This is a genomic window from Nocardia sp. CA-290969 (assembly GCF_050936135.1).
Classification (GTDB): Bacteria; Actinomycetota; Actinomycetes; order Mycobacteriales; family Mycobacteriaceae; genus Nocardia.
Window position 1 is genome coordinate 7,236,497 of sequence record NZ_JBNJNJ010000001.1, and the last position, 25,968, is coordinate 7,262,464.

Below are 25,968 nucleotides of genomic sequence, written 5' to 3' on the forward strand. Positions count from 1 at the left end.
TGCTGTCAGCACTCGACACTCGCGGCTGCGCCGCCTCGCATCGAGCGCTGACAGCAGGGACGGGCCAAAACCTCTCAGGGCCTCGTAAGACTCGGCACCGCCGTGGTTGCGTCCGGTTCGGGGCGGTAGTGGGCAAGACTTGTGCAGGGGTGGATCCGGGGTCGGCGGTGGCGACCCGGATTCGTGGGTAGAACAGGGGCAAGGATCGGCACCGTCGGTGGTGGTGGCGCCTGATGACACGGAGGTCGGCAATGGTCAACGTCAGCGAGGGGTTCGGGTCCAGTGTGCTCGGCTATCCGCGGATCGGACCGCACCGGGAGCTCAAACGCGCGCTCGAGGCGTACTGGCGGAAGTCGATAACCCAGCAGGAATTGCGTGCGGTCGCGCGCGATATCCAGGAACAGCAGTTCCACGAGCTCGCGGCCACCGGGCTCACCCAGGTGCCGGGTAACACCTTCTCCTTCTACGACCATGTGCTCGACAACGCGCTGCTGTTCGGTGCCGTGCCGTCCCGGTTCGCCGAATACCGGGACGAGCTGGACGAGCTGGATTTCTATTTCCTGATGGCGCGCGGCCGCCCCGATCTGCCGCCGCTGGAACTGGTGCGTTTCTTCGGCACCAATTACCACTACCGCCAGCCCGAACTCGACGCCGATACCGAATTCTCGTTGCACCCCGAGGCCCTGCTCGACGAATGGGATCGGGCGATGGCCGCGGGTATCGAATTGCGGCCGGTGGTGCTGGGTCCGGTGTCGCTGCTGCTGCTGTCCAAGGCCGGCAGTGTGCCCGGTGAATCGGCCGGTTTCGACACCGTCGAATTGCTGGACAAGCTGTTGCCGGTGTACGAGGAGCTGTTCGAGATCCTGGCCCGCCGCGGGTCAACCTGCGTCCAGCTCGACGAACCCTGCTTCACCGCCGAACGATCGCCGGCCGAGCTCGCGGCGTTCGAACGCGCCTACGATCGCTTGTCCAAGGCGCCGCTGCGGCCGCGTCTGCTGGTCACCGGACAATACGGTGATTTCGGCGAGGCGCTGACCATCCTCGCCGCCTCGGGGGTGGAGGCGATCGGCCTGGATCTGGCGTCCTACCGGATGCGCCCGGAGGATCTCGCCCGGATCCCCGGTATCCGGCGCAAACGGCTGTACGCGGGCGTGATCAGCGGGACGAATGTGTGGCGGGCGGATCGCTACGTCACGCTCGAATACCTGAACGAACTCGCTAAAGTGTGCCCGGACCTGGTGGTTTCCACCGGAACCACCCTGTTGCACGTGCCCTACGACGTGCTCGCCGAATACGATATCGACGGGAATGTGGCCGATCGGCTGGCTTTCGCCAAGCAGAAAGTCGGCGAGGTGGTGTCGCTGGCCAAAGCGCTCACCGAGGGGCCCTCCGATAAATGGCGTAAACGCCCGGGTGAGGTGCATTTCAAACAGAAGCACGCCGTGCGCCAGCGGGTCTACGCGATCACCCCGGAAATGCGGGAACGTGAACCCTATGCGGTGCGCCGCGCAGCGCAGCAGGAAAAACTGCGGCTTCCCTTGGTGCCCGCGACCACCCTGGGCTCCTATCCTCAGACCGCCGAGGCGCGGCAGGCCCGTCAGCAACTGGGTGAGGGCCGGATCTCCTACGACGAATACCGCAAGAAAATCGAAGCCGAGATCGCCGCGACCATCGCCCTGCAGGAAGACATCGGGCTCGATGTGTTCGTGCACGGTGAGCACGAACGCAACGATATGATCCAGTACTTCGCCGAACTGCTGGACGGTTTCGCCACCACGCATTTCGGCTGGGTGCAGGTCTACGGTTCGCGCTGTGTGCGGCCGCCGATCATCTACGGCGACGTCTCCCGTCCGGCCCCCATGTCGGTGGAGTGGATCACCTACGCGCAATCGCTGACCGATAAACCGGTCAAAGGTATGGTCACCGGCCCGGTCACCATGGTGGCGCGTTCGTTCGTCCGGCAGGATCAGCCGCTCTACGAAACCGCCGATCAGGTGGCGCTGGCCATCCGCGACGAGGTGGTCGATCTGGAACGCGCCGGTATCGGCATCATCCAGGTCGACGAACCGGCCCTGCGCGAGCTGTGGCCGGCCCGCCCGGAGGGCCGCGCGGAGTATCTGCGCTGGGCGATCGGCGCGTTCCGGCTGGCGACCTCCGGGGTGCGGCCGGATACGCAGATCCACACCCATATCCCGTACTCGGGACGCACCGAGATCGTGGAGGCCATCGAACAACTCGATGCCGACGTGACCGCGATCGTCGCGACCCGGTCCATCGAATGGGTGCTCAAGGCGCTCGAGGAGGACTACGCCTCCGGCCACGGCCTCAGCCACGGCGTCGGCCCGGGCGTCTACGAAAGCCGCTCGGCCCGGATCCCCGATATCGACGAACTGGACGAACTGCTCACCGCCGCCGCGGCGGCGGTCGGCCCCGAACGCCTGTGGGCCAATCCGGACGGCGGCCTGAAAACCCGCCACCACTGGCAACTGGACCCCGCCCTACGCAATATGGTCGCCGCCGCCCGCCGCGTCCGCCGCAGGTTGCAGGAAGCCGAGCAGTAGCGGAGCCGCCCCGCGGCGCCAGGGTTCGGGCCTGCGATCGGCAGTGACTGCGGCTCACATCCCTGCGCGGATGAGCACCTTCTTACGGTCACATCTACGGAGAGCTCACGATCCCGGTGCCGAGTCTTACGAGGCCCTGAGAGGTTTTGGCCCGTCCCTGCTTTCCGTGCTCGATGCGATGCGGCGCAGCCGCGAGTGTCGAGTGCGGAAAGCAGGGACTAAGGGGGGCCAAAACCCGCGCCGCCGAAGGCGGCGCCAGAATTACAGCCATGAGTGATGTTGCCGCGTATGCCATGGCCGGGCCCGATGCCGCGTTCGAGAAGGTCACCATCGAGCGGCGGGCGCTCGGGCCGCGGGATGTGCTGATCGATATCGCCTATGCCGGGATCTGCCATTCCGATATCCATACCGCGCGCAACGAATGGGGTGGGGCCGCCTACCCGTGCGTTCCGGGGCACGAGATCGCGGGCACCGTGGCCGCGGTGGGGTCCGAGGTCCGTACGTATCGCGTGGGCGACCGGGTGGGTGTCGGCTGCATGGTCGATTCCTGCGGGGTGTGCGAACCGTGCCTGGAGGGCGAGGAGCAGTACTGCACCCGCGGGGCGGTGATGACCTACAACAGCCGGGTTCCCGACGAGGTGCAGCCCGGTGGGCACACCCTGGGTGGCTATGCCACCCAGATCGTGGTGACCGAGAACTTCGTGGTCGGAATTCCGGAAGGTATCGACCTGTCGGTGGCCGCGCCGCTGCTGTGCGCGGGGATCACGGTGTATTCGCCGCTGCGGCAGTGGGGCGCCGGGCCGGGTAAGCGGGTCGCGATTATCGGAATGGGCGGGCTCGGTCATATGGCCGTGAAAATCGCGGCGGCGCTGGGTGCCGAAGTATCGGTACTCAGCCATTCGCTGAGCAAACAGGAGGACGGGAAACGCTTCGGTGCCCAGCACTACTACGCCACCAGTGATAAGCAGATCTTCCGGGAACTGCGCAGCCACTTCGATCTGATCATCAATACGGTCTCTGCCGATCTGCCGATCAACGACTATATGAAGCTGCTGCGCCTGAACGGGTCCTTGGTGGTGCTCGGCCTGCCGGAGCAGCCGTTGACGGTGCAGCCGAAGGTGCTGGCCGGGCGGCGCCGGTCGCTGTCGGGTTCGATGATCGGCGGTATCGCGCAAACGCAGGAAATGCTGAATTTTTGCGCCGAGCACGGAATCGGCGCGGAAATCGAGGTCATTTCCGCGGACGAGATCGACGGCGCCTACGAGCGTGTTGTGGCCAGCGATGTGCGGTACCGATTCGTCATCGATACGGCGACCATATGACGTACTGCCCTGGCTGAATTCGTCCGCTCGGTTCCCAGGATCGACCGGTATCGAAGAATGCCTCGTACTCTCCGGTGGGCCTTTTCCACACTGTGGAGAAGCCTGTGGAAAACCCACCCAGGTCTTGTGGATGGACGTATCCATGTGTGGATGGATTTCCGGGGATTCGGCCGCCGGGTCCCGGAATTCTATTGATTGGGTGTCCGCAGGATAACGACCGGATACGAATTCCGGTCCACCGGATCTTCGTTTCGTCCTGCGGATATCGACCCGTCAGCGGCGGTTTCCGCGCGGTTCCCCGTTCGGCGGACACCCCGGCCTGTGACGCGGCCGTAACCGAATCGCCGGCGGCAGCCGGTGAATCCACAGGTCCGGCGCCTGAGGTCCCCAGACAACACCCAGCCTGTGGATAACTGTGGAAGCCTGTGGATAACTTCCGGCCGCGGGATCCGCGAAGCCACCCGACCGCCACGGCGATCCGAAATATCCCCACGCCCCGCCCGGTTGGGAGAAACTTGACCTGCGGCGCCGCAGGCGCCGCAAAAATAAACACAGGAGGCTTGTTGGGGAACCAGTGGGAGGGCGCCGGTCCGGGTGGGCCGAGCGGTGGTGGGCGGGTGCTCGTCACCGTGTTCGCCGTCGTGCTCGCCCTCGGTGCGCTCTTCGGCTACCGCGGCGAGATCCCTGGGTTGGGGCGCGCGGGGCCGGATGTGGCCGTGGCTCCGGTGCGTCCGGTGCCGCGCCCTCCGCTGGACCCCCGCGGGCTCACCCGCGATATTTCGCCCGTGCTGGTGAACGTCACCGCCGCCGCCCGGCCGTTCGGCGCCGCGGCGGCCGGTTCCGGGATCGTCCTCACCCGCGACGGCCAGGTGCTGACCAGCCATCATGTGGTTAAGGGTGCGAAAACCGTCCAGGTCAGCCGGGTTACCGACGGGGCTGTGTACACCGCGGAGGTGCTCGGCTACGACGCCCGCGCGGATATCGCCCTGCTCGATCTCTCCGGCGCCGCCGGCCTCGCCACCGCGCGGATCGGCCGTTCCGCGGATCTGCGAGTCCGCGACGAGGTGCTGGCGATCGGCAACGCGGGTGGTAGCGGCGCCGCGACCGCGGTCACCGGGCGGATCAGCGATCTGGACAGCACGATCATGGCGTTCAACGAGCAGGATCTTTCCCGGCAGCCGCTCACCGGGATGCTGGAGATCGAGGCCCCGGTCAGTTCCGGGCAGTCCGGCGGCGCGCTCACCGATCACACCGGCGCGGTGGTCGGGGTGATCGCGGCGGCGTCCGGCGAACGGGATCCGCCGCCGGGCGATACCGTCGACCCGCCGAACGGGTACGCGGTGCCGATCGATTCCGCGATGCGGATCGTACGGCAGATCCGCTCCGGGACCCCCACCGAAACCGTTCATATCGGCCCCACCGCGACCCTCGGCGTGCTGATCTCCGACGCCGGTCCGCGCGGCGCGCGGATCGATATGGCCATCCCGGGGCTCCCGGCCGAGGAGGCGGGGCTGGTGAGCGGGGAGATCATCACCTCGGTGGACGACCGCCCCGTTACCGGTGCCCGCGCGCTGCGGATGGCGATCGACACCCGCCGCCCCGCCGAGGTGGTGCGGTTGGGTGTGCTGGGCGTCGACGGGGGCGAACGGGTTGTTTCGGTGCGGTTGGTCGCGGGCACACCCGGCTAGCGACGGCGGTCACCGCGCGGTGTCGTCGCGGGTCAGAACAGTGACAGCCAGTAATCCTGGAAGCGCAGGAACACCAGTACCAGCACCACCGCGTAGAAGACGGCGACGAAGGTCCAGCGCCATTCCGCGACCACCCGCAGCGCGCCCCGATCGTTACCCCACAACTGTTCGGTGAGCACCGCCAGCAGTGGCGTGATGATCGCCCACACGACCATGCAATACGGGCACAGGGCGTTGATCCGGTACAGGCTCTGGAAGATCAGCCAGCAGATGAACAGGGTCCCGGCGACCGTGCCCAGCCACAGACCCGCCCAGATCCAGCGGGGCAGGCCGATACCCGCGACGGAGAGCACGGCCAGCGTGACCACCACCGAGAACCCCACCAGCCCGATGATCGGGTTCGGGAAGCCCAGTACCTGCGCTTGATCGGTGACCATCACCGACCCGCAGGACAGCACCGGATTGAGACTGCACGAGGGCACATACCCGGGTTCGCTGAGCAGTTTGAAATCTTCGACCAGCAGGACCAGCGCGGCCACCCAACCGGCCAGGCCGGTCAGGAGCATGATCCAAGCTGCCCGAGGGGAGGTCGTGATCACTGTCCCGCAGCCGCCTGGATCGCGTCGGTCAGCGGAGCGGTATTGAAGGACCCGTCCGGATTCCCGGTGAGCTGCACCTGCTCGCCGTTGACGAACACCGTCGGTGTTCCGTCGATACCGTCGTCGTTCAGCGATTTATCCGACATCGCCGCGACATAACCTTTGTAGGTGCCGTCGGTGATGCATTTGTCGACGGCGGGATCGGTGTACCCGGCTTCGTGCGCGATGGCGATCAGCCGCTCGTCCGGCAGGCCGGCACCGCCTTCGGGCGGCTGCTGCCGGAACATCAGCTCGAGCCATTTCGGGTAGTTTTCGGTGCCGCGGTCTGCGACGCAGTAGGAGGCGTTGGCTGCCCGGGTGGAGTATTCGGTGGTGGATGCCCGGTCCAGGTAGCCGACGATGTTGTACTCGATCACGGCGTCACCGTCGGCCACGGCCTGGTTCAGCAGTTCGCTGTGATCGGCTTCGAACTGTTTGCAGACCGGGCACTGCATATCGGCGACGATGCGGACTTTCGCGGGCGCGTCGGGCTGCCCGATCCGGATCGCGCCGTTCTCGGTGGCCGCTGCCGGTACCGGCCCGTCGTAGTCGGAACCCGAGTTCCGCACGGCCAGTCCGATCCCGATCGCGGCGACCAGTGCCACCAGGACCGCGGTGATGCCCACCTGTATCGCGATCTTGCGATTGCGCTCCGCGCGCTGGGCCGCCGCCAGCGGATTCGGCCGCCCGGGTTTCTGGGGGTTCGGCCGCCCGGGTTTCTTGCTCACCGTGCGTTCACCACGCCTTTCGCTCACCTGGGTGCCCCGCCCGGTGGTAGCGCGGCGGGGGGCCGGAGTTTCCGGCGCTCCGCCCCATCATTGCCCCACTAGCTGAGAGTTTCCACAACCCGCCGCGTGCGGGCCGCTCAGGAGTTGTCCAGGCGGCGGAGTTCGGCCGCCGGGTCGAAGGTGGGGGCGGGCCAGCTCAGGTCCAGGTTCCGCAGCGCCTCGATCAGCAGTTCGGTGACGGCCAGCCGGGCGTACCATTTCGCGTCCGCGGGCACGACGTACCAGGGTGCGTGGCCGGTACCGGTGCGGTCCAGCATCGCCTGGTAGGCATCCTGGTAGGCGGGCCAGTAACCGCGTTCGTCGATATCGGCGGGGCTGAATTTCCAGTATTTCTCCGGTCGCTCCAAACGCTGTCGCAGTCGCTTCTTCTGTTCGTCGAGGGAGACGAACAGTGCGACCTTCACCAGCGTCGTACCGGACTCGGTCAGTTCCCGCTCGAACCGGTTGATCTCTTCGTAGCGGCCCTGCCAGACCTGTTCCGGTACCAGCCCGTGCACCCGCGCGACCAGCACGTCCTCGTAATGCGACCGGTCGAATACGCCCAGCTGCCCGCCGCGCGGTAGCGCGCGGCGGATCCGCCACAGGAAATGATGTTGTTTCTCTTCTTCGGTCGGTACGCCGAAGGCCGTGTGATCGACCCCCTGCGGATCCACCGAGCCGATCACATGGCGCACGATCCCGCCTTTGCCGGCGGTGTCCATCCCCTGCAGCACCAGCAGGACGCTGCGCCGGTCACCGGCGCGACCGTTGGCGTAGAGCAATTCCTGTTCCGCGGCCAGCACCTCGCCCCGTTCGGCGAGCAGACGCTTCCCGTCGGATTTGCCGCCCTGGAACCCGGGGCGGGCGGAGGTGTCGAGGCGGGCGATCCGCAGGCCGTCGGCGCGTAGTGCCCGGCTCGCGGGTTCCATCCAGTGCTCGGTCATCGGAGCAGTATCACAGCCCGGGCGTATTCCCGCCGATCCCGGCCAGGCCGAGCAGCCGGTGCGCGAACTCGGTATCACTGACCGGGTCCAGGACCAGCACATCGGCGGTGGTCAGCAGGTAGCGGCCGTCTTCGCGGATATCCAGCCAGCTGCGATGCCGGGTGGGCGGGGACATCGGGTCGTCCGGGGCGACGGTGACGGTGATGAAACCGCGGCAGTCCACCGGTTTGCGCAGGGTCGTGCGGAACCGGGCGGCATCGCCGGACGCCTGGCAACCCGGTATGGGGGCATCGGTGAGTACCGCGTCCTGCGGTTCGCGCAGCGGTCCATGGGTGCCGCGACGGGCGGAGCCGATCAGCGCGACCACCCGGCTCCCGAGGTCCTGCGCATGGCACATATGCACGGTGACCTTGGTGGCGGTGGCGTGCAGGACGGCGGCGTGGTGATCGATGACGGCGGCGAAGCCGAGGATCTGCTCGGTATCGGGCTGTTCGCCGTTGCGGGGGAGCACCGAGCGTTCTCCGGAGATGGTGACAGCGGTGGCGTCCGGGCGGGCGCAGAGCATGAGCGCGGCTGCCAGATCGGGGTCGGCCTGTCTGGCGAACCGCTGCGGTAATCGTAGGGCGGCCAGTTCGGATTCGGTACGGACCGTACTGGCGGGCGCCAGGTTCACCGGGTAGGGGCGCCGGTCCGAACCCGTCTCGTTGGCCCAGACGTAACTGAATTCGTCCGGGGTGAATATCCATTTCACCGGCGTGCGCCCCCACGGTCGGCGCCGGTGGAGGTATCGGGGAAGCTCGGCACCCGATCCCCGGAGGCCGGGATGGTGGGGAGGTAGAGGGCGGTCATCGCGGCTTGCGCGTCGGCGGTGGCGGCGGCCGAGGCGATATCGTGTTCCATCCGCCGCCGGCCGCCGTGCACCGCTTCGGCGGCGGGGTCGTCGAGGGGGCGATACGGCTGCGGTGCGATCAGTGCGGCCCGGAGTGTCTGCGCCGCATCGGAATTGCCTTCCATCAGGCGCTGGACCGCGCGGCAGACCTCGTGGGTGGCCTCACCGGTGCGGACGAAATCCTGGGTGGCCTGCCAGGCGGCGGTCGCGGATTGCCCGGACCAGCCCGTGAATTCGCGGCGCACGGTATCGGCGAAGGTCGCGAATGCCGAGGCCACGGCGTCGGCATTCGCTTTCCAGGCCGCGGCCGCCGCGCCGAGCGCACCCGGATCGAGTACTTCGTGCACCCGGTCCCAGATCTCCTGATGGGTGAAACTGCCGAAGCATTCGCGCTCGGGGGCGTACGGCGGGTCGGAACCGGCGGACTCAGTCATGCCCATCACCTCCGGCGGCACCGGCGGCCACGGCGAGGGCGGCGCGATTGGCGAGATCGGCTTCGGTGAGCCGCCCGGCGGCGGCCAGGTAGGCGGCCTTGAACCAGAGCGCGGTTTCCTGCAACGCGGTGAGCGTGTCGAGGTAGTCGGCGGCCTTCCCGGCGAACCCGGCGGCGAGGGCATGCCCGGTGGGCAGATCGGGGAATCCTCCGGTACCGGGGACGGTGGCGAGTTGCCGGCCGCCGGAGCGGGCGGCCTCCAGTTCGGCGACCAGGGTGTCGCAGGCGGCGGCCAGGCGTAACGCCACATCCTCGGCGAGGACGAAGGGTTCCGTGCCACCGGCGGTGGCCGCGGCATACAACCGCCGGGCCGCGCTCTGACCGAGGTCCGGTACCGGCATCTGGAATCCCCCTTCCGGACCGTTGGTACGACCGGTGACTCTACCGACCGGTAGCAACCTGTGCCCGCGATTGCCTGCCGCGGGCGGGGATCCGCCTGTGAAATGGCGCACGCGGCAGGGTGTTCCGCGCAGGTACCGGGCGCCGGCGTGGCCGGAGAAGCGGTCTGTCAGATCCCGCGCCCCGAGGCGGCCGGATGGTCGAGCGGACGCGGGACCCCAGCCGCCGGTTTGACCGCGGTGAGGTACTGCAGGAAACGGTGTACCTCCTGGTCGATCTCCACCAGCCCCGCCGCGGCGAACAACTCCGGGAAGGTCTGCCCGCCGAACATGCGCAGGCCACTCAAACCCGCCGCGCGCCGGGTCAATTCGCCGAACGGATTATCGGGCCGGTAGCTCGTGGTGACGGCGAGCCGGCCGCCCGGCGCGAGCACCCGCACCATTTCGCGGGCCGCGACCAGCGGGTCGGGGATCAGGTACAGGGCACCGAAACAGCAGACCGCGTCGAAGGTTCCGTCCGGGAACGGCAGGAACCGGGCGTCGCCGCGCACATAACCGGCCCGCGGGCCGGAATTGTCGGCCAGCGCGCGGGCCAGCATCGGCGGCGAAAAGTCGATACCGGTGACATAGCCGTCCGCGGGCACCTGCTCACTCAGATAGCGGGTGAAATTCCCCGGCCCGCAAGCGATATCCAGCACCCGTCGCGCGCTGTGCAGGTGCAGCGCTTCCACCGCGAAACGGCGATCGGCGGCGTTGCTGCGGCCGGAGGCGAGGTAGAAGACCGTCGGCCGCCACACTCGCTCGTAGACGGCGGCCAGCGCGGGGGCGTTCATCGTGCGCCGGGCGAGATTCATCCCAGCGCCTCCACCTCGATGGTCATCCCGGCGGCCCGCAGGCGTTCGGTGAGTGCGTCGCCCATCGCGGCGGCGGGGGTGAGTATGCCGGCGAGCTCCGGTTTCTCGTCGAAGGCCAGCGCCAGCCCGCTTTCCCCGAGCATGACGGCCGTCGCCTTGTAGCCGGGGTCGCCCTGGCCGGCGAAGGTCGCGACGTAGCGTGCGCCCGAGGTGGTGTGCGCGTACGTGCGCATCCGGAACCAGCCGTTCTCCCGCGTTTGCTCGCTCGGGCCGGTGCCCGGCGCGGGCAGGATCCGGTCGAGCAGGGCACGTCCGGCACGGAACCGGGACAGCAGGCTACCGACCGCCAGCGCGCCCACCACGCCGCCGGTGACACCGGCCGCGACGAGCGGCGCCAGTGGGGTACTGCCCACGCCCATCGTTTCGCGGTAACGGAAGTTCTTGCCGTACACCCAGCCGAGCAGGCCGTTGCTGCGCCGCACGACTTTGGTGTTGTGGCTCGCCATCACGAACGTACCCACCCAGCCGTCGAGGCTCGGGTCGATCTCGCGGGCCCGGGATACGACGAGGTCCGACTGCCGGCCGACATCGGGTTCCATGGATTTGTCGGGGCTCAGCGAATACGGGTGGCTCAGCACCGCGCCCTTGGATTTGTCCTCGGCGACGATCTCCATCATCGCGCGGCCCGAGTCGATGGTCCCGCCGCTCACCCCGCCGCGCATTGTCGCGATGAGTGTGGTGTCGCCCAGTTCGCCGGTGTTGTCCGCCACCGTGCGCCGATACAGCTGGTAGACACTCAGATCCGACGGCACCGAATCGTAACCGCAGGAATTCACGATCTTGGCGCCGGTGCGCGCCGCCTCGTCGTGATACGTATCGATCGCCTCGCGGATGAACAGCGGTTCGCCGGTCAGATCCGCGTAGTGGGTGCCGGATTTCGCGCAGGCGGCGACCATCGGCATCCCGTACCGCAGATACGGTCCCACCGTGGTGATCACCGCGGTGGTGCGGGCGGCGAGGGCGTCCAGCGAATCCTGGTCGGTGCTGTCGGCCACCACCAGACTCCAGTCGTGCGCACCGATCTCGTCGCGCACCGCGGCGAGCTTGCGCTCCGACCGGCCGGCCAGCGCGATCCGCGCCTCCGCCGGGGCGGCGCCCAGCAGGTACTGGGCGGTGAGTTTGCCGACATAACCGGTGGCGCCGAAAACGACCAGATCGAATTCGCGTGTGTCCGTCATGGAATGAAACCCCTAGTGGATGTGAGGTCGCCCCGGTCAGCCGGAGCGGCGTTTACCGCGCTTGTGCGGCCGGCGCTCGGCCAGCCATTCCTGATGGATCCGGCCGAGTTCGGTGACCGGTTCCTCGCCGTACAGCCACTCTCGCGCGATCCGATGCCAGTTCGCGGTGGCCTCCAGCTGGCCCAGCATGCCGAAGGTCAGGAAATCGGCGCGCCGCGAGAACAGATGTTCCGGCGGCAGATTCTGTTGCTTCATCCCGGAGAATTCGCTGGACCGTGGGTCCACGGCCAGCAGGAAAGCACCGCTCGCCAATTCCGGGGTGATGGTGAGTTCCTCGTCGACCAGACACCATTCGGACGCCGAGAGCACATACTCCAGGCACTCCTCGGCACCGATCTCGTCGGCCGAATCGATCACGCCGCGCTGGATCATCAGATCCCGCAGATCCGCGCCGCGCTCCTCGGCCGCCGCGCACAGGCAGATCGCCTCGAACCGGACATGCTCGGGATCCATCCGGTTGAACAGCCCGAAATCCAGGAACCCGACCCGGCCGTCGTCGGCGAGCAGCACATTGCCGGGGTGCGGGTCGCCGCAGAATTCGTTGAACGTGAACAGCGAACCCACATAGAAGCGATAGATGATCTCGCCGACCCGGTCGCGTTCGGATCGGGGCATCGCCCGAATGTCCTCGAACGCGGTTCCGGACAGGTACTCGGTGACCAGCACCCGCTGCGTACTGTGCTCGAGCACCGGTTGCGGGACCACGATGAACGGATGGCCCGCATAGAGCGCCGCGATATCGCGCTGGGTCTCGGCCTCGACGTGATAGTCGAGTTCGGATTCCATGTTCAATCGCAGTTCGTCGAGAACCGCCGGGGTCACCCAGGGCATCGCCGATTGCAGGACTCGCCGGAACATGGTCAGGTTCTTCAGATCGGCCCGGACAGCGGCATCGATCCCCGGGTACTGCACCTTCACCGCGACCTGCCGGCCGTCGTGCAACCGGGCCAGGTACACCTGCCCGATGGAGGCAGCGGCGATCGCCTCGGGTTCGAATTCGGCGAACACCGCGTCCAGCGGCTGCCCGAAATCCTCCTCGATCACCGCCCGCATGGCATCGAACGAAACCGACGGCGCGGCATTGCGCAGCACCGCCAGCCGCTTCTGGAACCGTTCACGATGCTGTGGGGGAACCAGGTCGAGGTCCAGGACCGACATCATCTGGCCCAGTTTCATGGCCACGCCCTTCATGGTGCCCAGCACCATGACCAGCTGTTCGGTACTGCGCAGAATCGATTCCTCGGCCATCTGCGCCCGCACCGCCTCCGAACGACCCCGCATCGAGAGCCGGGCGCGCTGTTTGCGCACCACCGAACCCGCCGCCACCGCACCGAGTTTGGTGCCGCGGGCCAGCCGGGATGTCGGCACTTGTTTCGCCATCGAGGTACCTCCGTTGGTGCCGGCGCGCGCCTGCGGTGGCCGGAGAACTCGCCGGTTCCACGCCGCCGCACGGCAACAGACTAGCCAAACCGGCGGAGTTGTCGAGCCCGGCGAGCCGGGTGACTCAGACGGCCTGGTCGCCGGACGGGATGGGCGGCAGCACATGCTCCTGGCCGGCGAACCGGGTGCGCGAACCACCCGCCTTGGCCATACCCTCGATGGCGCTCCACACCATCATGGTGAGGTAGTCGATCACCTCGTCGCGGTCCATCGACTTGTTGGTGGTCCACCAGTGGGTGGCGAGCTGGATACCGCCGACGATCACATACGACCACAGCATCACACCCTCGGTCTCGATTCCGAGAGCGGTACCGCGTTCGGTGATGGCGGCCGCGACCACCTCGGCGAACAACCGCTCGAAATCGGCCAGCGAGGACGGGTCGCCGGAGCCGGTCCCCATGATGAACCGGTAGACCTCCGGGTCTTCGTCGACCGCGCCCACGTACTCGGCCAGCGCCGAACGCACCAGCTGGTATTCGTCGGCGTCCAGGCTGATCGCGCCGTACACCCGGGGCATCAGGGTGATCTCGATGAACCGCTGCATCGCGGCGTTGACGAGGTCGTTCTTATCGGTGAAGTAGCGGTACAGGACGGTCTTGGAGACCCCGATCTCGGCGGCGATCTCATCCATCCCGGCATTTCCGCCGCGGGTACGCACCGCCGCCAGCGTGCCGTCGACGAGCTCCTCCCGCCGGTTGATCTTGTGCTGGCGCCAGCGCCGTTTACGCCCATCGGTCCGCGCGGTACGCACCGGCGCCGATCGATCGGCGGATTTCCCGATATCGAGCAGATCTTCGGTGGACAGCGTGGGCTCCTCGGTCCGTACGGTTCGCGTCCATTCCACTCTAGGCTCCCTGCCGGAAGCGTTGGTTCGTTTGGTGCCCCGGGAACACGTCTGCGGCCCACGCGGCCGGAGACGGCGCCGAAGAAACAGCACAATAGGGGTATGCAGAAAGCGACCGGTAGCAGTGCGGTGCTCGATTCCGCTTCCGCGACGTCCGCCTCGGGCGGTCCGGCCGAACCGCCGGGTGTTTTCGCCACGCTCACCGACGATGCGGCCAAACGGCGTGATCTGCGGCGGATGAAGGCCGTGGCCACCGGGTTCCTGGCCGTGGCCACCGTGGTCTATCTGGTGTGCCGGTGGCTGGAGTCGCGTGGCGGCGCCGGGGACTGGGTGGGTTATGTGCGTGCCGCGTCGGAGGCCGGGATGGTGGGTGCGCTGGCCGACTGGTTCGCGGTGACGGCGCTGTTCCGGCATCCGCTGGGGCTGCCGATCCCGCATACCGCGATCATCCGCCGCAAGAAGGACCAGCTGGGCGCGAGCCTGGGTAATTTCGTCGGCACCAACTTCCTCTCGCCGGAGGTGGTGACCGCGAAGGTGAACTCCGCGCAGATCCCGTGGCGGGTCGGGCGCTGGATGGCGAATCCGGGTAACGCCGCGCGGGTGGCCGAGGAGAGTTCGACGATTCTGCGGGCCGTGGTCGGGGTGTTGCGCGATGAGGACGTCGAGCAGGTGATCGACAACACGATCGTCAAGCGGATCGCCGAACCGCAGTGGGGACCGCCGATCGGCCGGGTGCTCGCCGAACTGCTGGCCGACAACCGCCAGTTGCCGCTGCTGGACCTGCTGGCCGAACGTGCCCACCAGTGGGCGCTAGGCAGTCAGGAGACGATCGACCGGATCGTCATGGGCGAGGCGCCGCAGTGGGCGCCCAAGTTCGTGAACGTGCTGCTCTCGGAGAAGGTGTACCGCGAGCTGGTCGAGTTCACCTGGAAGGTGCGTTCGACCCCGGATCACGAGGTCCGGCTGGCCGCGAACCGGTTCCTGGAGGAGTTCGCCCACGATCTGCAGTTCGACGAAACGATGATCGCCAAGGCCGAGCGGATCAAAACCCAGATCATGGGCCGTGAGGAGATCACCGGCCTGGCCGAGGCCACCTGGCGGGCGGCCAAACGCCTGATCCTGGAATCCGCCGACGATCCGGGCAGCACCCTGCGCCGCAAGGTCGCGGAGAACGTGCAGCAGCTCGGCGAGCGGTTGCGCGACGATACCGAGACCCGCGCGAAGGTCGACGGGTGGATCGAACGCGGCGCCCGCTATCTGGCCGCCAACTACGCCGACGAGATCGCCACCATCGTCAGCGATACGGTCGCCCGCTGGGACGCCGAGGAAGCCAGTAAGAAGATCGAGGTCCAGGTGGGCCGTGACCTGCAGTTCATCCGGATCAACGGCACGGTCGTCGGCAGTCTCGCCGGCCTCGCGATCTACACGGTCTCCCATCTGATGTTCGGTGGATGAGCCCGGATTTCCGTCCGTAGTCAACCCTGCTAGCAGAAGTGCTTGCTATTGCTAGCGCCCTGATTTATCGTTGCGTATGTACAACGCCAGAAGGTGAGCGAGAGTATGGCCGAACAACCCCAGGTTTCCGCTCAACGCACCGAAGGTCCGGCGGCGTCCGACGGCGCCGGAGACAAGGCAGCACGCGTGGTGAACGCGGCGCAGGACATCGGGGGGTTCATCCGGGCGCAACGTGAAGCCGCACAGGTCTCGCTGCGTCAACTCGCCCAGCTGGCGGGGGTCAGCAACCCGTACCTCAGCCAGATCGAGCGCGGATTGCGTAATCCCTCGGCCGAAGTGCTCACGCAGATCGCCAAGGCGCTGCGGGTTTCTTCGGAGGTGTTGTACGTGCGCGCCGGCTATCTCGAGCAGCGGGCGCACAGTCCCGTCCGGGACGCGCTGCTGGCCGATTCCTCGATCAGCGAGCGGCAGAAGCAGGTGCTCCTGGACATCTACGAATCGTTTCGCCGGGAGAACGGGCCGGACGAAACGACCGTTCGGGACAGCGTTGTTCCACAACCGATCACCGACGCTCCGCCACGCCAGGAGAACGATAAATGACCCAGAAGAACACCACCGTGAAACCGCTGTTCGCCACTGTCGGGGCCACCGATGCCGTCTACACCGCGGTACTGGACGCGGTGACCCAGGTGCGGGAACGTGCCACCGACGTCAACGGCCGCGTCGACGAGGCCCGGGAGCGGTTCGCCGGCCTGCCCGCCGACGTGCAGACCCAGTTCGAGCAGATCCGGACGCGGCTGGCCGAGCTGCCCTCGGAACTGCCGGAGGATCTGGCCGAGCTGCGGGAGAAGTTCACCGCCGAAGAACTGCGCAAACTGGCCGAGCAGTACTACCGCCAGGTAGTCGACATCTACTCCGATCTGGCCGTCCGCGGTGAGGAAACCGTGGAGCGCCTGCGGGCGAATCACCTGGTCGAGGAGCAGGTCGGCCGGGTGGAAAGCCTGTACAAGGACGCGAGCAGCCGGGCCGAGGAAGTGCTGGACCGGGTGAACGGCCTGATCGGCCGCCCGGGCAAGCCCGCCGATACCGAGCCCGAACCCGCCACCGAGGCCCCGGCCGATGTGGTCGACGCCGAGGTGGTGGAGTCTGCGCCCGAGCCCGCTCCGGTGCCCGCCCCCACGCCGGAACCGGTGAAGAAGGCGACCGCCGCCAAGAAGGCGCCGGCCAAGAAGGCGCCGGCGAAGAAGACCGCGCCGAAATCGGTCTGACCCGCCGATATGGGCTCGCGCCCCCGTGCACCTGTGGTGCGCGGGGGCGCTGCTTCTATCATGGTGGCGTGCAGCAGGTGTATGGCTTGACCGGATGGATCATGGCCGCGCTCTGGCTTCTGGCGGCCGGTGCGACCGTTTTCGCGCTGGTGCACGCCGTGCGCCAGCGCTCCGATGCGTTCACCGCGGTCGACAAACTGACGAAGCCGATCTGGCTGGGCATTCTCGGCGCGGCGGCGCTGCTGATGCTGCTGAGTTTCCCCGGATTGGGTCTCCTGGCGTTCATCGCGATCATCGCCACCGGCATCTACCTGGCCGATGTGCGCCCCAAGGTGGACGAGGTGCAGCGCGGTCCGCGCTGGTAGACGAGGTCATGGCGGGCCGCCGCGGACCCGCCCGCCGGTAGGTGGCTGGCACGCGCACGCTCCACGTATTACTGTGTCAATCAGTAACACAAAGGAGTGTGCCGATGCGTGCGACGATGCCGAAGATCCTGGCTGCCCTGGCCCATCAACTCGATGGGCTGTTCGAGGTGCATCGGGCCGGCCTGCGCACCCGCGGCGGATACCGGAATCCGGCACTCAACCCGCCGAGCGCGGAGCACCAGGTCATCGATGCGCGCGCAGCGGACGGCGCCCGGCTCCGGGTCCACGCCTACGGGCCGGCGGATGCGCCGCCCGTAGTGCTGATCCACGGCTGGACCTGCTGCCTCGAATACTGGACCCCGCAGATCAACGCCTTCGCCGGGGAGTACCGCGTGATCGCCTTCGACCTGCGCGGGCACGGTGAAAGCGAATTCGGCCATCCCGATCAGCTCGATTGCCATCTGCTGGCCGACGATCTGTGCGCGGTCCTGGACGCGGCGCTGCGGCCCGGACAGCGGGCGGTCCTCGTCGGCCACAGCCTCGGCGCGATGACACTGCAGGCCTGGGCCGGAAAATACCCGCAGCGAGTGCTGGACCAGGCCGACGCGGTGCTGCTGGCCAACACCGGCCCCCATTCGCTCGTCGCCGAGACCACGGTGGTGCCGTTTTTCAACCGGCCGCTGCCGCTGCTGAACCGGGGGGTACCGCTGCCGATGTGGCTCGGCCGCGGCGGATTGAGCGCCAAGATCGTCTTCCCGCCGGTGGCGCCGGTGCGGCGGATCTTCGCGCGGCAGATCATGAGCCCGGCCGCCGATCCGGAAACTGTCGAGTTCGCGTTGAATATCGTGCGGTCCTGCCGCTCCTGGGTGCGTTCGGAGTTCGGGCGGTTGCTCGCCGAGATGGATCTCGGCGATGCCGCGCGGCAACTGATGGTCCCGACCACCGTCGTCGCGGGCACCGCCGACGATATGACCCCCGCCGTGCACGCCGAGCAGATCGCGGAATGGCTGGGGGAATCGGGCAATCTGGCCGGGTTCTTCCTACTGCCCACCGGGCATCTCGGCAGTGTCGAGGAGATCGACCGCTTCAACGAGATCCTCGGCGGAGTGCTCGTGTCGGTCCGCGCACCGGCCGAAGCCGTGAGCTGATCGCCGGTTCGTCGCGGACCTCGCGACTGCGATTCAGGAGAACACGACGGTGCGCTGCCCGTGCACCAGCACCCGGCTCTCCAGATGCCAGCGCAACCCCCGGGCCAGTACGACCCGTTCGATATCGCGGCCCTGGCGGACCATATCGCTCACCTCGTCGGCGTGATCGACCCGGATCACGTCCTGTTCGATGATCGGGCCTGCGTCCAGTTCCGCCGTCACATAGTGGCAGGTGGCGCCGATGAGTTTGACGCCCCGCGCGAATGCCTGATGGTACGGGCGCGCGCCGACGAACGAAGGCAGGAAGCTGTGGTGGATATTGATCGCCCGCCCCGCCCAATGCGCGCACAGTTGCTGTGGTAGCACCTGCATGAAACGGGCAAGTACCACCGCGTCCGGTTCGTGCTTGTCCACCAGTTCGCGCACCCGTTCGAAAGCGGTTCCGCGTTCGGCCGGGTCCTTGGGGAACGGCACATGGTGGAACGGGATCCCGTGCGCCTCGGTCATCGGGGCCAGATCCAGATGGTTCCCGATCACCGCCTCGATGGTGGCCGGCAACTCGCCCGAGGTGGCCCGCCCGAGCAGATCGTGCAGGCAGTGGCCTTCCTTGCTGACCAGGACCACCGCCCGCCGGCGGATCCCGGAATCGTGCACTTGCCATTCGGTATCGGGGCCGAGTTCGGCCGCGATCCGCTGGAACCGGGTCCGCAGTTCCTCGACCCCGAACGGCACGGTCGAGGCCTTGATCGACTGCCGGGTGAAGAACCAGCCGGTTTCCAGATCGGAGTGGTAGCCCGCCTCCAGGATGGAACCCCCGAACCCGGCGATGAACGAGGTGATCGCCGCGATGATGCCCGGCCGGTCACGGCAACCGAGGGTGAGCACATACCGGCGATCATCAGCGGACAGGGCATAAACCATGAGGTCAATCTAGTCTGTGAGTTATTGCGCCGACTCCGTCGGCGCGGGTTCGGCCCCCCTCGGTCCCTGCTGTCAGTACTCGAGCGGGTCGAGGCCGCCCTCGACCGCCCGACGCTTCGGCTAACGGGCAGCCGAACGCATGAGTGCCTCGAGGTGGGTCTCGCCCTCGGGGGTCTGAGCTCCGTGTCGCATGGCTCCGTCCATGAGACGTACGGCATCCGGGCCGGCGATGAGGGCAGACCACGCGTTCTCTTCCTCGGCGTAGCCGGTGCTCAGGTCCGCGGGTGGAAGTACGGATTTGACCGCCTCGACAACTCCTGCCGGAAGGTCGGCGATATTTCGCGCAATACGGTCGACGAAGGCGTCCAGCTCAGCGGCGGGCACGGCGCGGTTGATCCAACCGTAGGCCGCCGCGGTGTCCGCATCGAACAGGTCTCCGGTCAGGACAGCCTCCAGGGCGCGGTTGCGTCCGACACGCTCGCGGAGGTACTGGGTGCCACCGCCGCTGGGAATGATGCCCATAAGAGACTCGATCTGGCCGATACCGGCGCTTTCGCGAGCCGCGAAGCTCATATCCGCGGCCGCGACGAACTCGGCACCACCGCCGCGTGCCTTCCCGGCGAGCTTGACGATGGTGACCTGCGGGTGGTTCCGCAGCAGCTCGCCGACGGCCTGGAACGCATTGATCCCCCTCGGTGCGGCGGCCGCGATGAGCTCGTCGAGGACCTGTTTCTGATCGAGGATGTGCATATCGACGTGCGCGAGGAAGAAATCGGGGTTCGCCGAGGAGAACACCACGACCCGCACCGACGAGTCCGCGGCGAGCTCCCCGAGCGCGTCGGTGAGCTCGCGCATCATGACGGCACTGATGACGTTCACGGGTGGGTTGTCCAGGACGATCTCGGCCACGCCGCCGCTCGTGGTGACGTGCAGGGTCGAGAAAGAGCCGGTGCTCATCACTTCTCCGTTCGTATGCCCTAGGCATGTAGGTTTGCGTTGAATACCTACTGTCCGGCCCGCGAGGGAATTGATCAAGAACGCACTTCGGAGGTACCAGGGCACATGGAGGACACTGCGTCGTACACCGGCCACGCAGCAGAGAAGATCGTTTTCGCGGCCGATTGCCCGAGCCGCCCGATTCTGGATCAGATCGCGGACAAGTGGTCGATGATGGTCATGTCGGTGCTCGAGAATCCGACCCGGTTCAACGAACTGAAGCGCCGCCTCGAGGGCGTGACACAGCGGGTACTCACCCAGACACTGCGCAGACTCGAACGCAACGGCATGATCGAGCGCCGCGTCCTGCCGACCTCTCCGGTCGGCGTCGAGTACTCACTGACACCGCTCGGCAAGTCGCTCCGGGAGCCGTTCGGACAGCTGTACGACTGGACAGTCGCGCATGCCCGCGACATCGAAGCGGCCCAGACACGCTACGACTGCCGCAGCACCGCCCCCGACGCCGAAGGCCGGCCGTAAGGCCGGGGCTACACCCATGATTCTCGAGATCAGAGGGTGTAGAACGGCGTCGGATAGCGGAATTCGCCGAGGATCTGGGAGTCGTAGGCGGTGAGGGGACGGACCTGGAAATGGGTGGTCCAGTCGGGCTGATCCGGTGCGATACCGAGGCGTTCGGCGGGCTGGAAGCCGAACCGGGGGTAGTAGTCGAGACTGCCGAGCAGGCCGATGAGGGGTTCGTCGAGGGCGTCGGCGGCGCCGATCACGGCATGCATCAGCGCCGATCCGATACCGCGGTGCTGCCGGTCGGCCAGTACCCCGATCGGACCGAGCGCGAGCACCGGGAACGGGCCCACGGTGGCGCGGGTGACGCAGACGTGCCCGACCACGGTCTCGTCGGCGACGGCGACCATGGACAGGGTCGGGATGAAGCCGGAATCGCTGCGCAGCGCCTCCATCAGCGCGACTTCCGGCGGCTCCGGCGCGGTACCGCCCCCGGCCGCCGCGTAGTGGGCGGCGAACGCGCTGCGGTGCACGGCGGCCACGGCGCCGGTATCGACGGACCGTTCGCGGCGGATCAGCAACGTCGTCCTCTCTTCGGTGCCGATGGCGAGCTCGGCTGCGAGTGTTCCCGACGAACCGGAGGCCCGCAACGGAATTCGGGCCGGGTATGCCAGACTTTCGTGCCATGGCCGATTCCGTAGCGCTGACCAGGTCCGAGGTGGCCGATATGATCGACCACACCCTCCTCGCGCCGGAAGCGACCAGCGCGGATGTTACCGCCCTGGTGGCCGAGGCCCGGGAGCTCGGCGTCTACGCGATCTGTGTTTCGCCGGCGATGCTGCCGGTGCGCGCGCCGGGGGTGGTGGTCGCCACCGTCGCGGGTTTCCCGTCCGGCAAACACCATTCGCTGGTGAAGGGTGCCGAGGCCCGGCTCGCGGTGGATCAGGGGGCGGCCGAGGTCGATATGGTCATCGATATCGGGGCCGCGGTCGCGGGCGATTACGCCGCGGTGCTCGCCGATATCATCGTGGTCCGTGAGGCGATCGATCAGCGCGCGGTGCTCAAGGTGATCATCGAATCCGCCGCGCTCTCCGACGAAGCGATCGTGGCGGTATGCCGGGCGGCCGAACAGGCAGGCGCCGATTTCGTGAAAACCTCCACCGGATTCCACCCCGCCGGCGGCGCCGACCCGCACGCCGTGCGCCTGATGGCCGAAACCGTCGGCGGACGCCTGGGAGTCAAGGCCAGCGGCGGAATCCGCACCGCCGAGGCCGCCACCGAACTGATCGCCGCGGGCGCCACCCGCTTGGGACTCTCCCGCAGCCGAGCAGTACTCGCCGGCTTCCCCCAGTAGAGTTCCGGCGACATCCGCCGTCACATGGTCAACATCCCGCGCCGCCGAAGGCGGCGCAAATAGAATCAGCAGGACGAGCTGCCTTCCGGGGGCGGGGGTAGCTCCGCCCGGCCGCCTTGAAGATCTATCTCCACGCCGTGGTCGGTGACTCGGAGTTCGGTTGGCTGCAGGCCGAGCGGATAGACCTGCATGCTCTCCGTCATCAGGTTCACCACACCCTCGGCGAGATCGTCGGGGACCCCGATACCGAGGAATTGCGCCTGCCCGACCTGCATCTGGACCTTCCCGTCCACGATTTCCGGAGTGAGCCGGAGCTCGCCCAGACCGCCCAGCACCTGCATGGTGAGCTGACCGGTGGCCGGGTCCGACCGCACTTCGCTGACGAGGCCCTGCAGCGTCTGGGCCATTCCCTCGTTGCTCCAGCTCACATCGGCGCTGGAACTGCCGATCGTGCTGCCGCTGCTACTGCCCTCGGGCATCTCGATATCGTGGAATCGGGCGTGCACCTGCATATCGACCGCGGGGCCGAATTCGGCACCTTCGCTGTCGACGTCCATCCGCGAAACCTTTCCGTCCACCATGGTGACGAGCAGTGGTTTGGCGCCGAAGCCGACATTGATCTTCGAGCCCATCTCCTTTTCGAACTGGCTGCTGATACAGCTCGCGATGCGGTGCCGCGCATAGGCTTCACCGCCGATCAGCGCGGCGGCCACCAGCACGACGGCGGTGATCACCGCGATCACGGCGGTCCGGCGACTGACCTTCGGTACCGACAGGGTTTTGGTGGGCATGTGAGCGATTGTTCCGCATGATTCTGTGCCGGCTATGAGGCCCTGGTATGGGCAGTCGATGAACGTGGCGATGTCAGCGGGGGTCACCGGGTTGTCCGTGTGAGATGGGACACACGGTATTTACGCAGGTCAGGAAGGGGTGACGGCGGTCCAGGGGACGGTCAGGACGTTATCGCGCAACCGGCGGCGCGGATCGTGCACCGGCCAGCCCTGTTCGCGCATGTCCTGTGCCGCGGCGCGCCAGCGCACCCGCGGCCCGAACACCGCCAGCGGTGCGGCATGCGCCCATGCCCGGTCGGCCGCCGACAAGAGAGTGTGGATTCGTTCGCCGGGGATATTGTGGTGGATGAGCGCTTTGGGCAGGCGTTCGGCCAGGTCGGAGGGGCGTTCCACGGTGAGTGGATCCCAGGCCAGGGTCAGGGTCCGCGGCCCGGTCCGGTCCAGCACCACCCAGGCGCAGCGCCGGCCCAGTTCGTCGCAGGTGCCCTCGATCAGCAGGCCGCCCGGTGCCAGCCCGTCCAGGATCGTCGCCCACGCGTGCGCGACTTCCGATTCCGGATACTGGCGCAGCACGTTGAACGCGCGCACCAGGTTCGGCCGCAGACCGGCCAATTCGAAGCCGCCGCGGGCGAAGCGCACACCGTCACGTGCGGGGACGACACGAGCGGGGTCGATTTCCAGCCCCACGACCCGGATATCGGGGCGAACGGTCCGCAGCCGCGCCGCCAATTCCAGTGTCGTCCACGGCTGCGCGCCGTACCCGAGATCGACCACGAGCGGGTCGGCGGCGCGACGCAGGATCGCGGCGACCCGCGGATCGTGGACGAGCCGGCGGTCACTGCGGCGCAGCCGGTTGGTTCCCGTGGTACCCCGGGTGACGGTGCCGAGGGGGACGGTCAGCTGCTGGGTTTTTGGTCGTCCAGCCACTGCTGGGTCACTTCGGCCTCGGCGCGGAACAGGTCGACCAGATTCACCAGCATGAGCTGTTCGAGTCGCGGCCCGACCATCGGGATGAACACCTTGGCCTCCGAGGACATCCGCATGGTGCAGCCGGTATCGGTGGGGAACAGCCGGGTGGTGCCCGTCAGGCTGCCCGGGCCCGCCGGGATCGAGGCGGAGTATTTGCCCTCGATCTCCGGGCCGAACGGCCCGAAACTCTCCTTGCGGGTGATGACCATATCCTTGCGCATCACCGACTGCGCGATCTCGGGCAGCATCTCGCGGGGGAGGATATGGTGCAGGACCACGTCGATCCCGTCCTCGCTCACCTCGAGCGAGATGACCTCGTTGGGCGAGTACTTCCGCATTTCGACCATCCGGGCTTCCCAGTAGTCCCGGTTCGTCAGCGCCGCGTACACCTCTTTGGTGGTGTGCAGCGGGTAGCGGGCGGAATAGTCGAGTCGGCGAGCCATGCGCGGTAGGTTACCGTCCGGTTGCGTACCGGCGGCCCGGAGGCCGCGCCCCGGTGTGCCGGACCACTTCTACTGTCCGGCGATCCAGTCGTTGGTGAACTCGGTCTCCTCGGCGAGCAGTTCGGTGAGCCGTTCGCCGATCGCCTCCTCGATCTTGCGGCCGAACAACGGCACCTTCACCTCGATCGACCCGGAGATCTCGGCGACCGCGCCGGTGGGTTCGTCGGTGGCGAGGATGGTGCCGCGCACCTCCGCGGGGGCGCCCTCGACCCGGGCTTCGAAACTGCCGGTGGTGCCGGACCAGAGTTCGGTACGCGGGATGATCAGGTCGCCGGGACGGACAGCGGTGATGGCGGGCGGCAGCAGATCGGCCGGGATGGACTGTACGACCTCGACGCGGACCTGTTCGCCGTCCACGGTCAGCGAGACGAAACGGGCATCGGGCCCGCCCACGGCGGCGATACGGTCCTGCCAGTACTTCTCGGTGCGGAACGCCTCGCGCACCGCGGCGACGGGATGCGTGTAGCGAGCCGTGTACGCCAGCGCTGTAGCCATGAGCGAACACGCTACCGTCTGGTCGTGCGAACTTCTCGGGTTGTCCCCGCGGACGAACTGCGGCAGCTACTGGCCGGTACGGGTGCGCAGGTGCGGTCGGCGGTACCGCTGGCCGGGCTGACCACGCTACGGGTCGGCGGCCGGGCCACGGTGGCCGAATGCGCCACCACGGAGGCCTTGGTCGCGGCCGTGCGCGCACTGGATGCCGCCGCCGTACCGGTGCTACTGCTCGCCGGGGGGTCCAACCTGCTGATTTCCGACGACGATATGCCCGGGGTGGTGGTCCGGATCGCCACCGAGGGGGTCGAGTTGGGGCCCGATTCGGTGCTCGCGGAAGCCGGGGCGAACTGGGACGCGGTGGTCGCGAAAACCGTGCGGGCCGGTTTCGGCGGGCTGGAATGCCTCTCCGGTATCCCCGGTTCGGCGGGTGCGACACCGGTACAGAACGTGGGTGCCTACGGCGTGGAGGTCGCCGATCTGCTGCGCCGGGTGCGGCTCCTGGACCGGGCGACCGGGGAGACGCACTGGGTCGCCCCCGATGATCTCGGCTTCGGTTACCGGACGAGCCGGCTCAAACACCGGTCCGATGCCGTGGTGCTGGCGGTGGAATTCGCGCTCGAGCCCACCGGTGCGAGTGCCCCGCTGCGGTATCGCGAACTCGCCCAGCGGCTGGGCGCCGCCGAAGGCGAATCCCGCCCGGCGCCCGCCGTCCGCGAGACCGTCCTCGCCCTGCGTGCGGGAAAGGGCATGGTGCTCGATCCGGCCGACCACGACACGTGGAGCGCCGGGTCGTTCTTCACCAACCCTGTCGTCGCCCACGACCGGGTGGACCGGGTGCGCGCCGCGATCCGCGCGCAGCTCGGAGAAGTGGCCGTGCCGGAATTCCCCGCCGACGACGGGGTGAAGTTCTCCGCCGGCTGGTTGATCGAACGCGCCGGTTTCGCCAAAGGCTTCCCGGGTCCGGACGCGCCCGCGCGGCTGTCCACCAAGCACACTCTGGCTCTCACCAACCGGGGCGCCGCGACGGCTGCCGATATCGCCGAGCTGGCGCGCAGAGTGCGCGACGGCGTGGCCGACCGCTTCGGGATCATGCTGACACCGGAGCCGGTAACCGTCGGCGTACAGATCTGACGCCCTGACCGGCCGAGGACCGCGTGTAGGAGAA

At 67.7% G+C, this 25,968-nt stretch carries 28 protein-coding genes; 11 read left to right on the plus strand and 17 right to left on the minus strand.

Annotation, left to right across the window (positions count from 1 at the left end; all coding sequences use genetic code 11):
- The first annotated feature begins 251 nt into the window (after positions 1-251).
- From metE to ACQEVO_RS33235, 3 genes are all read left to right on the plus strand, one after another.
- Complete coding sequence (gene metE / locus ACQEVO_RS33225) at positions 252-2,561, plus strand: 5-methyltetrahydropteroyltriglutamate--homocysteine S-methyltransferase (protein ID WP_432920770.1); 2,310 nt, start codon at positions 252-254, stop codon at positions 2,559-2,561.
- A 269-nt stretch (positions 2,562-2,830) separates the two neighbouring features.
- Positions 2,831-3,883 carry an NAD(P)-dependent alcohol dehydrogenase gene (locus ACQEVO_RS33230; protein ID WP_432920773.1) on the plus strand — a complete coding sequence of 351 codons (1,053 nt, stop codon included), beginning with the start codon at positions 2,831-2,833 and terminating at the stop codon, positions 3,881-3,883.
- Positions 3,884-4,446: 563 nt separating this feature from the next.
- The gene (locus ACQEVO_RS33235; RefSeq protein ID WP_432920776.1) at positions 4,447-5,571 is read left to right on the plus strand and encodes a S1C family serine protease; all 1,125 of its coding nucleotides are present in this window, start codon (positions 4,447-4,449) and stop codon (positions 5,569-5,571) included.
- 32 nt (positions 5,572-5,603) lie between these two features.
- Here the strand turns inward: ACQEVO_RS33235 and ACQEVO_RS33240 are convergent, their stop codons facing one another.
- From ACQEVO_RS33240 to ACQEVO_RS33285, 10 genes are all read right to left on the minus strand, one after another.
- The gene (locus ACQEVO_RS33240; RefSeq protein ID WP_432920779.1) at positions 5,604-6,170 is read right to left on the minus strand and encodes a vitamin K epoxide reductase family protein; all 567 of its coding nucleotides are present in this window, start codon (positions 6,168-6,170) and stop codon (positions 5,604-5,606) included.
- Positions 6,167-6,937 carry a DsbA family protein gene (locus ACQEVO_RS33245; protein WP_432920782.1) on the minus strand — a complete coding sequence of 257 codons (771 nt, stop codon included), beginning with the start codon at positions 6,935-6,937 and terminating at the stop codon, positions 6,167-6,169. Before ACQEVO_RS33245 ends, ACQEVO_RS33240 begins: the two co-directional genes overlap by 4 nt.
- Before the next feature lie 137 nt (positions 6,938-7,074).
- The gene (locus tag ACQEVO_RS33250) at positions 7,075-7,920 is read right to left on the minus strand and encodes a polyphosphate kinase 2 family protein (RefSeq protein ID WP_432920785.1); all 846 of its coding nucleotides are present in this window, start codon (positions 7,918-7,920) and stop codon (positions 7,075-7,077) included.
- A gap of 10 nt (positions 7,921-7,930) precedes the next feature.
- Positions 7,931-8,671 carry an ESX secretion-associated protein EspG gene (locus ACQEVO_RS33255; RefSeq protein ID WP_432920788.1) on the minus strand — a complete coding sequence of 247 codons (741 nt, stop codon included), beginning with the start codon at positions 8,669-8,671 and terminating at the stop codon, positions 7,931-7,933.
- Positions 8,668-9,243 carry a hypothetical protein gene (locus ACQEVO_RS33260; RefSeq protein ID WP_432920791.1) on the minus strand — a complete coding sequence of 192 codons (576 nt, stop codon included), beginning with the start codon at positions 9,241-9,243 and terminating at the stop codon, positions 8,668-8,670. Before ACQEVO_RS33260 ends, ACQEVO_RS33255 begins: the two co-directional genes overlap by 4 nt.
- Positions 9,236-9,643, minus strand: coding sequence for a hypothetical protein (locus ACQEVO_RS33265; protein WP_432920794.1), 408 nt, complete (start codon positions 9,641-9,643; stop codon positions 9,236-9,238). Before ACQEVO_RS33265 ends, ACQEVO_RS33260 begins: the two co-directional genes overlap by 8 nt.
- 167 nt (positions 9,644-9,810) lie before the next feature.
- Positions 9,811-10,494 (minus strand): class I SAM-dependent methyltransferase, encoded by a 684-nt coding sequence (locus ACQEVO_RS33270; protein WP_432920797.1) that lies wholly within the window; start codon positions 10,492-10,494, stop codon positions 9,811-9,813.
- Positions 10,491-11,732 (minus strand): saccharopine dehydrogenase family protein, encoded by a 1,242-nt coding sequence (locus tag ACQEVO_RS33275; RefSeq protein ID WP_432920800.1) that lies wholly within the window; start codon positions 11,730-11,732, stop codon positions 10,491-10,493. Before ACQEVO_RS33275 ends, ACQEVO_RS33270 begins: the two co-directional genes overlap by 4 nt.
- A 36-nt stretch (positions 11,733-11,768) precedes the next feature.
- Entirely contained in the window at positions 11,769-13,172 is a 1,404-nt protein-coding gene (locus ACQEVO_RS33280) for an ABC1 kinase family protein (protein WP_432920804.1), read from the minus strand.
- Positions 13,173-13,296: 124 nt separating this feature from the next.
- A complete protein-coding gene (locus ACQEVO_RS33285) occupies positions 13,297-13,983 on the minus strand; it encodes a TetR/AcrR family transcriptional regulator (RefSeq protein ID WP_432923274.1) in 687 nt (228 codons plus the stop codon).
- A gap of 195 nt (positions 13,984-14,178) precedes the next feature.
- On the opposite strand from ACQEVO_RS33285, the gene ACQEVO_RS33290 reads away from it, so the two are divergent.
- The 5 genes from ACQEVO_RS33290 (at position 14,179) to ACQEVO_RS33310 (ending at position 18,312) form a co-directional block, all read left to right on the plus strand.
- Positions 14,179-15,531 (plus strand): DUF445 domain-containing protein, encoded by a 1,353-nt coding sequence (locus tag ACQEVO_RS33290; RefSeq protein WP_432920807.1) that lies wholly within the window; start codon positions 14,179-14,181, stop codon positions 15,529-15,531.
- 105 nt (positions 15,532-15,636) lie between these two features.
- A complete protein-coding gene (locus ACQEVO_RS33295) occupies positions 15,637-16,131 on the plus strand; it encodes a helix-turn-helix domain-containing protein (RefSeq protein WP_432923277.1) in 495 nt (164 codons plus the stop codon).
- The gene (locus ACQEVO_RS33300; RefSeq protein WP_432920810.1) at positions 16,128-16,799 is read left to right on the plus strand and encodes a heparin-binding hemagglutinin; all 672 of its coding nucleotides are present in this window, start codon (positions 16,128-16,130) and stop codon (positions 16,797-16,799) included. The genes ACQEVO_RS33295 and ACQEVO_RS33300 overlap by 4 nt, the downstream gene beginning before the upstream one ends.
- A 68-nt stretch (positions 16,800-16,867) precedes the next feature.
- Entirely contained in the window at positions 16,868-17,164 is a 297-nt protein-coding gene (locus ACQEVO_RS33305; protein ID WP_280401374.1) for a DUF2516 family protein, read from the plus strand.
- Between the two features lie 104 nt (positions 17,165-17,268).
- Positions 17,269-18,312: an alpha/beta fold hydrolase gene (locus ACQEVO_RS33310; RefSeq protein WP_432920814.1), complete on the plus strand. Its 1,044-nt coding sequence runs from the start codon at positions 17,269-17,271 to the stop codon at positions 18,310-18,312.
- Positions 18,313-18,345: 33 nt separating this feature from the next.
- On the opposite strand, the gene purU is transcribed toward ACQEVO_RS33310, so the two are convergent.
- On the minus strand, positions 18,346-19,233 hold the full coding sequence (purU, locus tag ACQEVO_RS33315; protein WP_432920817.1) for a formyltetrahydrofolate deformylase: 888 nt from the start codon (positions 19,231-19,233) through the stop codon (positions 18,346-18,348).
- A gap of 120 nt (positions 19,234-19,353) precedes the next feature.
- Positions 19,354-20,190 carry an enoyl-CoA hydratase/isomerase family protein gene (locus tag ACQEVO_RS33320; protein ID WP_432920820.1) on the minus strand — a complete coding sequence of 279 codons (837 nt, stop codon included), beginning with the start codon at positions 20,188-20,190 and terminating at the stop codon, positions 19,354-19,356.
- 105 nt (positions 20,191-20,295) lie between these two features.
- Between ACQEVO_RS33320 and ACQEVO_RS33325 the strand changes: the two genes are divergently transcribed.
- Complete coding sequence (locus ACQEVO_RS33325; protein WP_432920823.1) at positions 20,296-20,709, plus strand: winged helix-turn-helix transcriptional regulator; 414 nt, start codon at positions 20,296-20,298, stop codon at positions 20,707-20,709.
- Positions 20,710-20,738: 29 nt separating this feature from the next.
- On the opposite strand, the gene ACQEVO_RS33330 is transcribed toward ACQEVO_RS33325, so the two are convergent.
- A complete protein-coding gene (locus ACQEVO_RS33330) occupies positions 20,739-21,272 on the minus strand; it encodes a GNAT family N-acetyltransferase (RefSeq protein ID WP_432920826.1) in 534 nt (177 codons plus the stop codon).
- 104 nt (positions 21,273-21,376) lie between these two features.
- Between ACQEVO_RS33330 and deoC the strand changes: the two genes are divergently transcribed.
- Positions 21,377-22,045 carry a deoxyribose-phosphate aldolase gene (gene deoC / locus ACQEVO_RS33335; RefSeq protein ID WP_432920829.1) on the plus strand — a complete coding sequence of 223 codons (669 nt, stop codon included), beginning with the start codon at positions 21,377-21,379 and terminating at the stop codon, positions 22,043-22,045.
- 65 nt (positions 22,046-22,110) lie between these two features.
- Here the strand turns inward: deoC and ACQEVO_RS33340 are convergent, their stop codons facing one another.
- The 4 genes from ACQEVO_RS33340 to ACQEVO_RS33355 all read right to left on the minus strand — a co-directional run bounded on the left by ACQEVO_RS33340 (position 22,111) and on the right by ACQEVO_RS33355 (position 24,803).
- Positions 22,111-22,836, minus strand: a complete 726-nt coding sequence (locus ACQEVO_RS33340; RefSeq protein WP_432920832.1) for an LmeA family phospholipid-binding protein — start codon at positions 22,834-22,836, stop codon at positions 22,111-22,113.
- 129 nt (positions 22,837-22,965) lie between these two features.
- Complete coding sequence (locus ACQEVO_RS33345) at positions 22,966-23,763, minus strand: class I SAM-dependent methyltransferase (protein WP_432920835.1); 798 nt, start codon at positions 23,761-23,763, stop codon at positions 22,966-22,968.
- Positions 23,733-24,248, minus strand: coding sequence for a DUF2505 domain-containing protein (locus ACQEVO_RS33350; protein ID WP_432920838.1), 516 nt, complete (start codon positions 24,246-24,248; stop codon positions 23,733-23,735). Before ACQEVO_RS33350 ends, ACQEVO_RS33345 begins: the two co-directional genes overlap by 31 nt.
- Positions 24,249-24,317: 69 nt before the next feature.
- Complete coding sequence (locus ACQEVO_RS33355; protein ID WP_432920841.1) at positions 24,318-24,803, minus strand: DUF2505 domain-containing protein; 486 nt, start codon at positions 24,801-24,803, stop codon at positions 24,318-24,320.
- Positions 24,804-24,860: 57 nt separating this feature from the next.
- Here ACQEVO_RS33355 and ACQEVO_RS33360 point away from each other — a divergent pair, with 57 nt between their 5' ends.
- Positions 24,861-25,934 (plus strand): UDP-N-acetylmuramate dehydrogenase, encoded by a 1,074-nt coding sequence (locus ACQEVO_RS33360; protein WP_432923280.1) that lies wholly within the window; start codon positions 24,861-24,863, stop codon positions 25,932-25,934.
- The last annotated feature ends 34 nt before the right edge of the window (positions 25,935-25,968 follow it).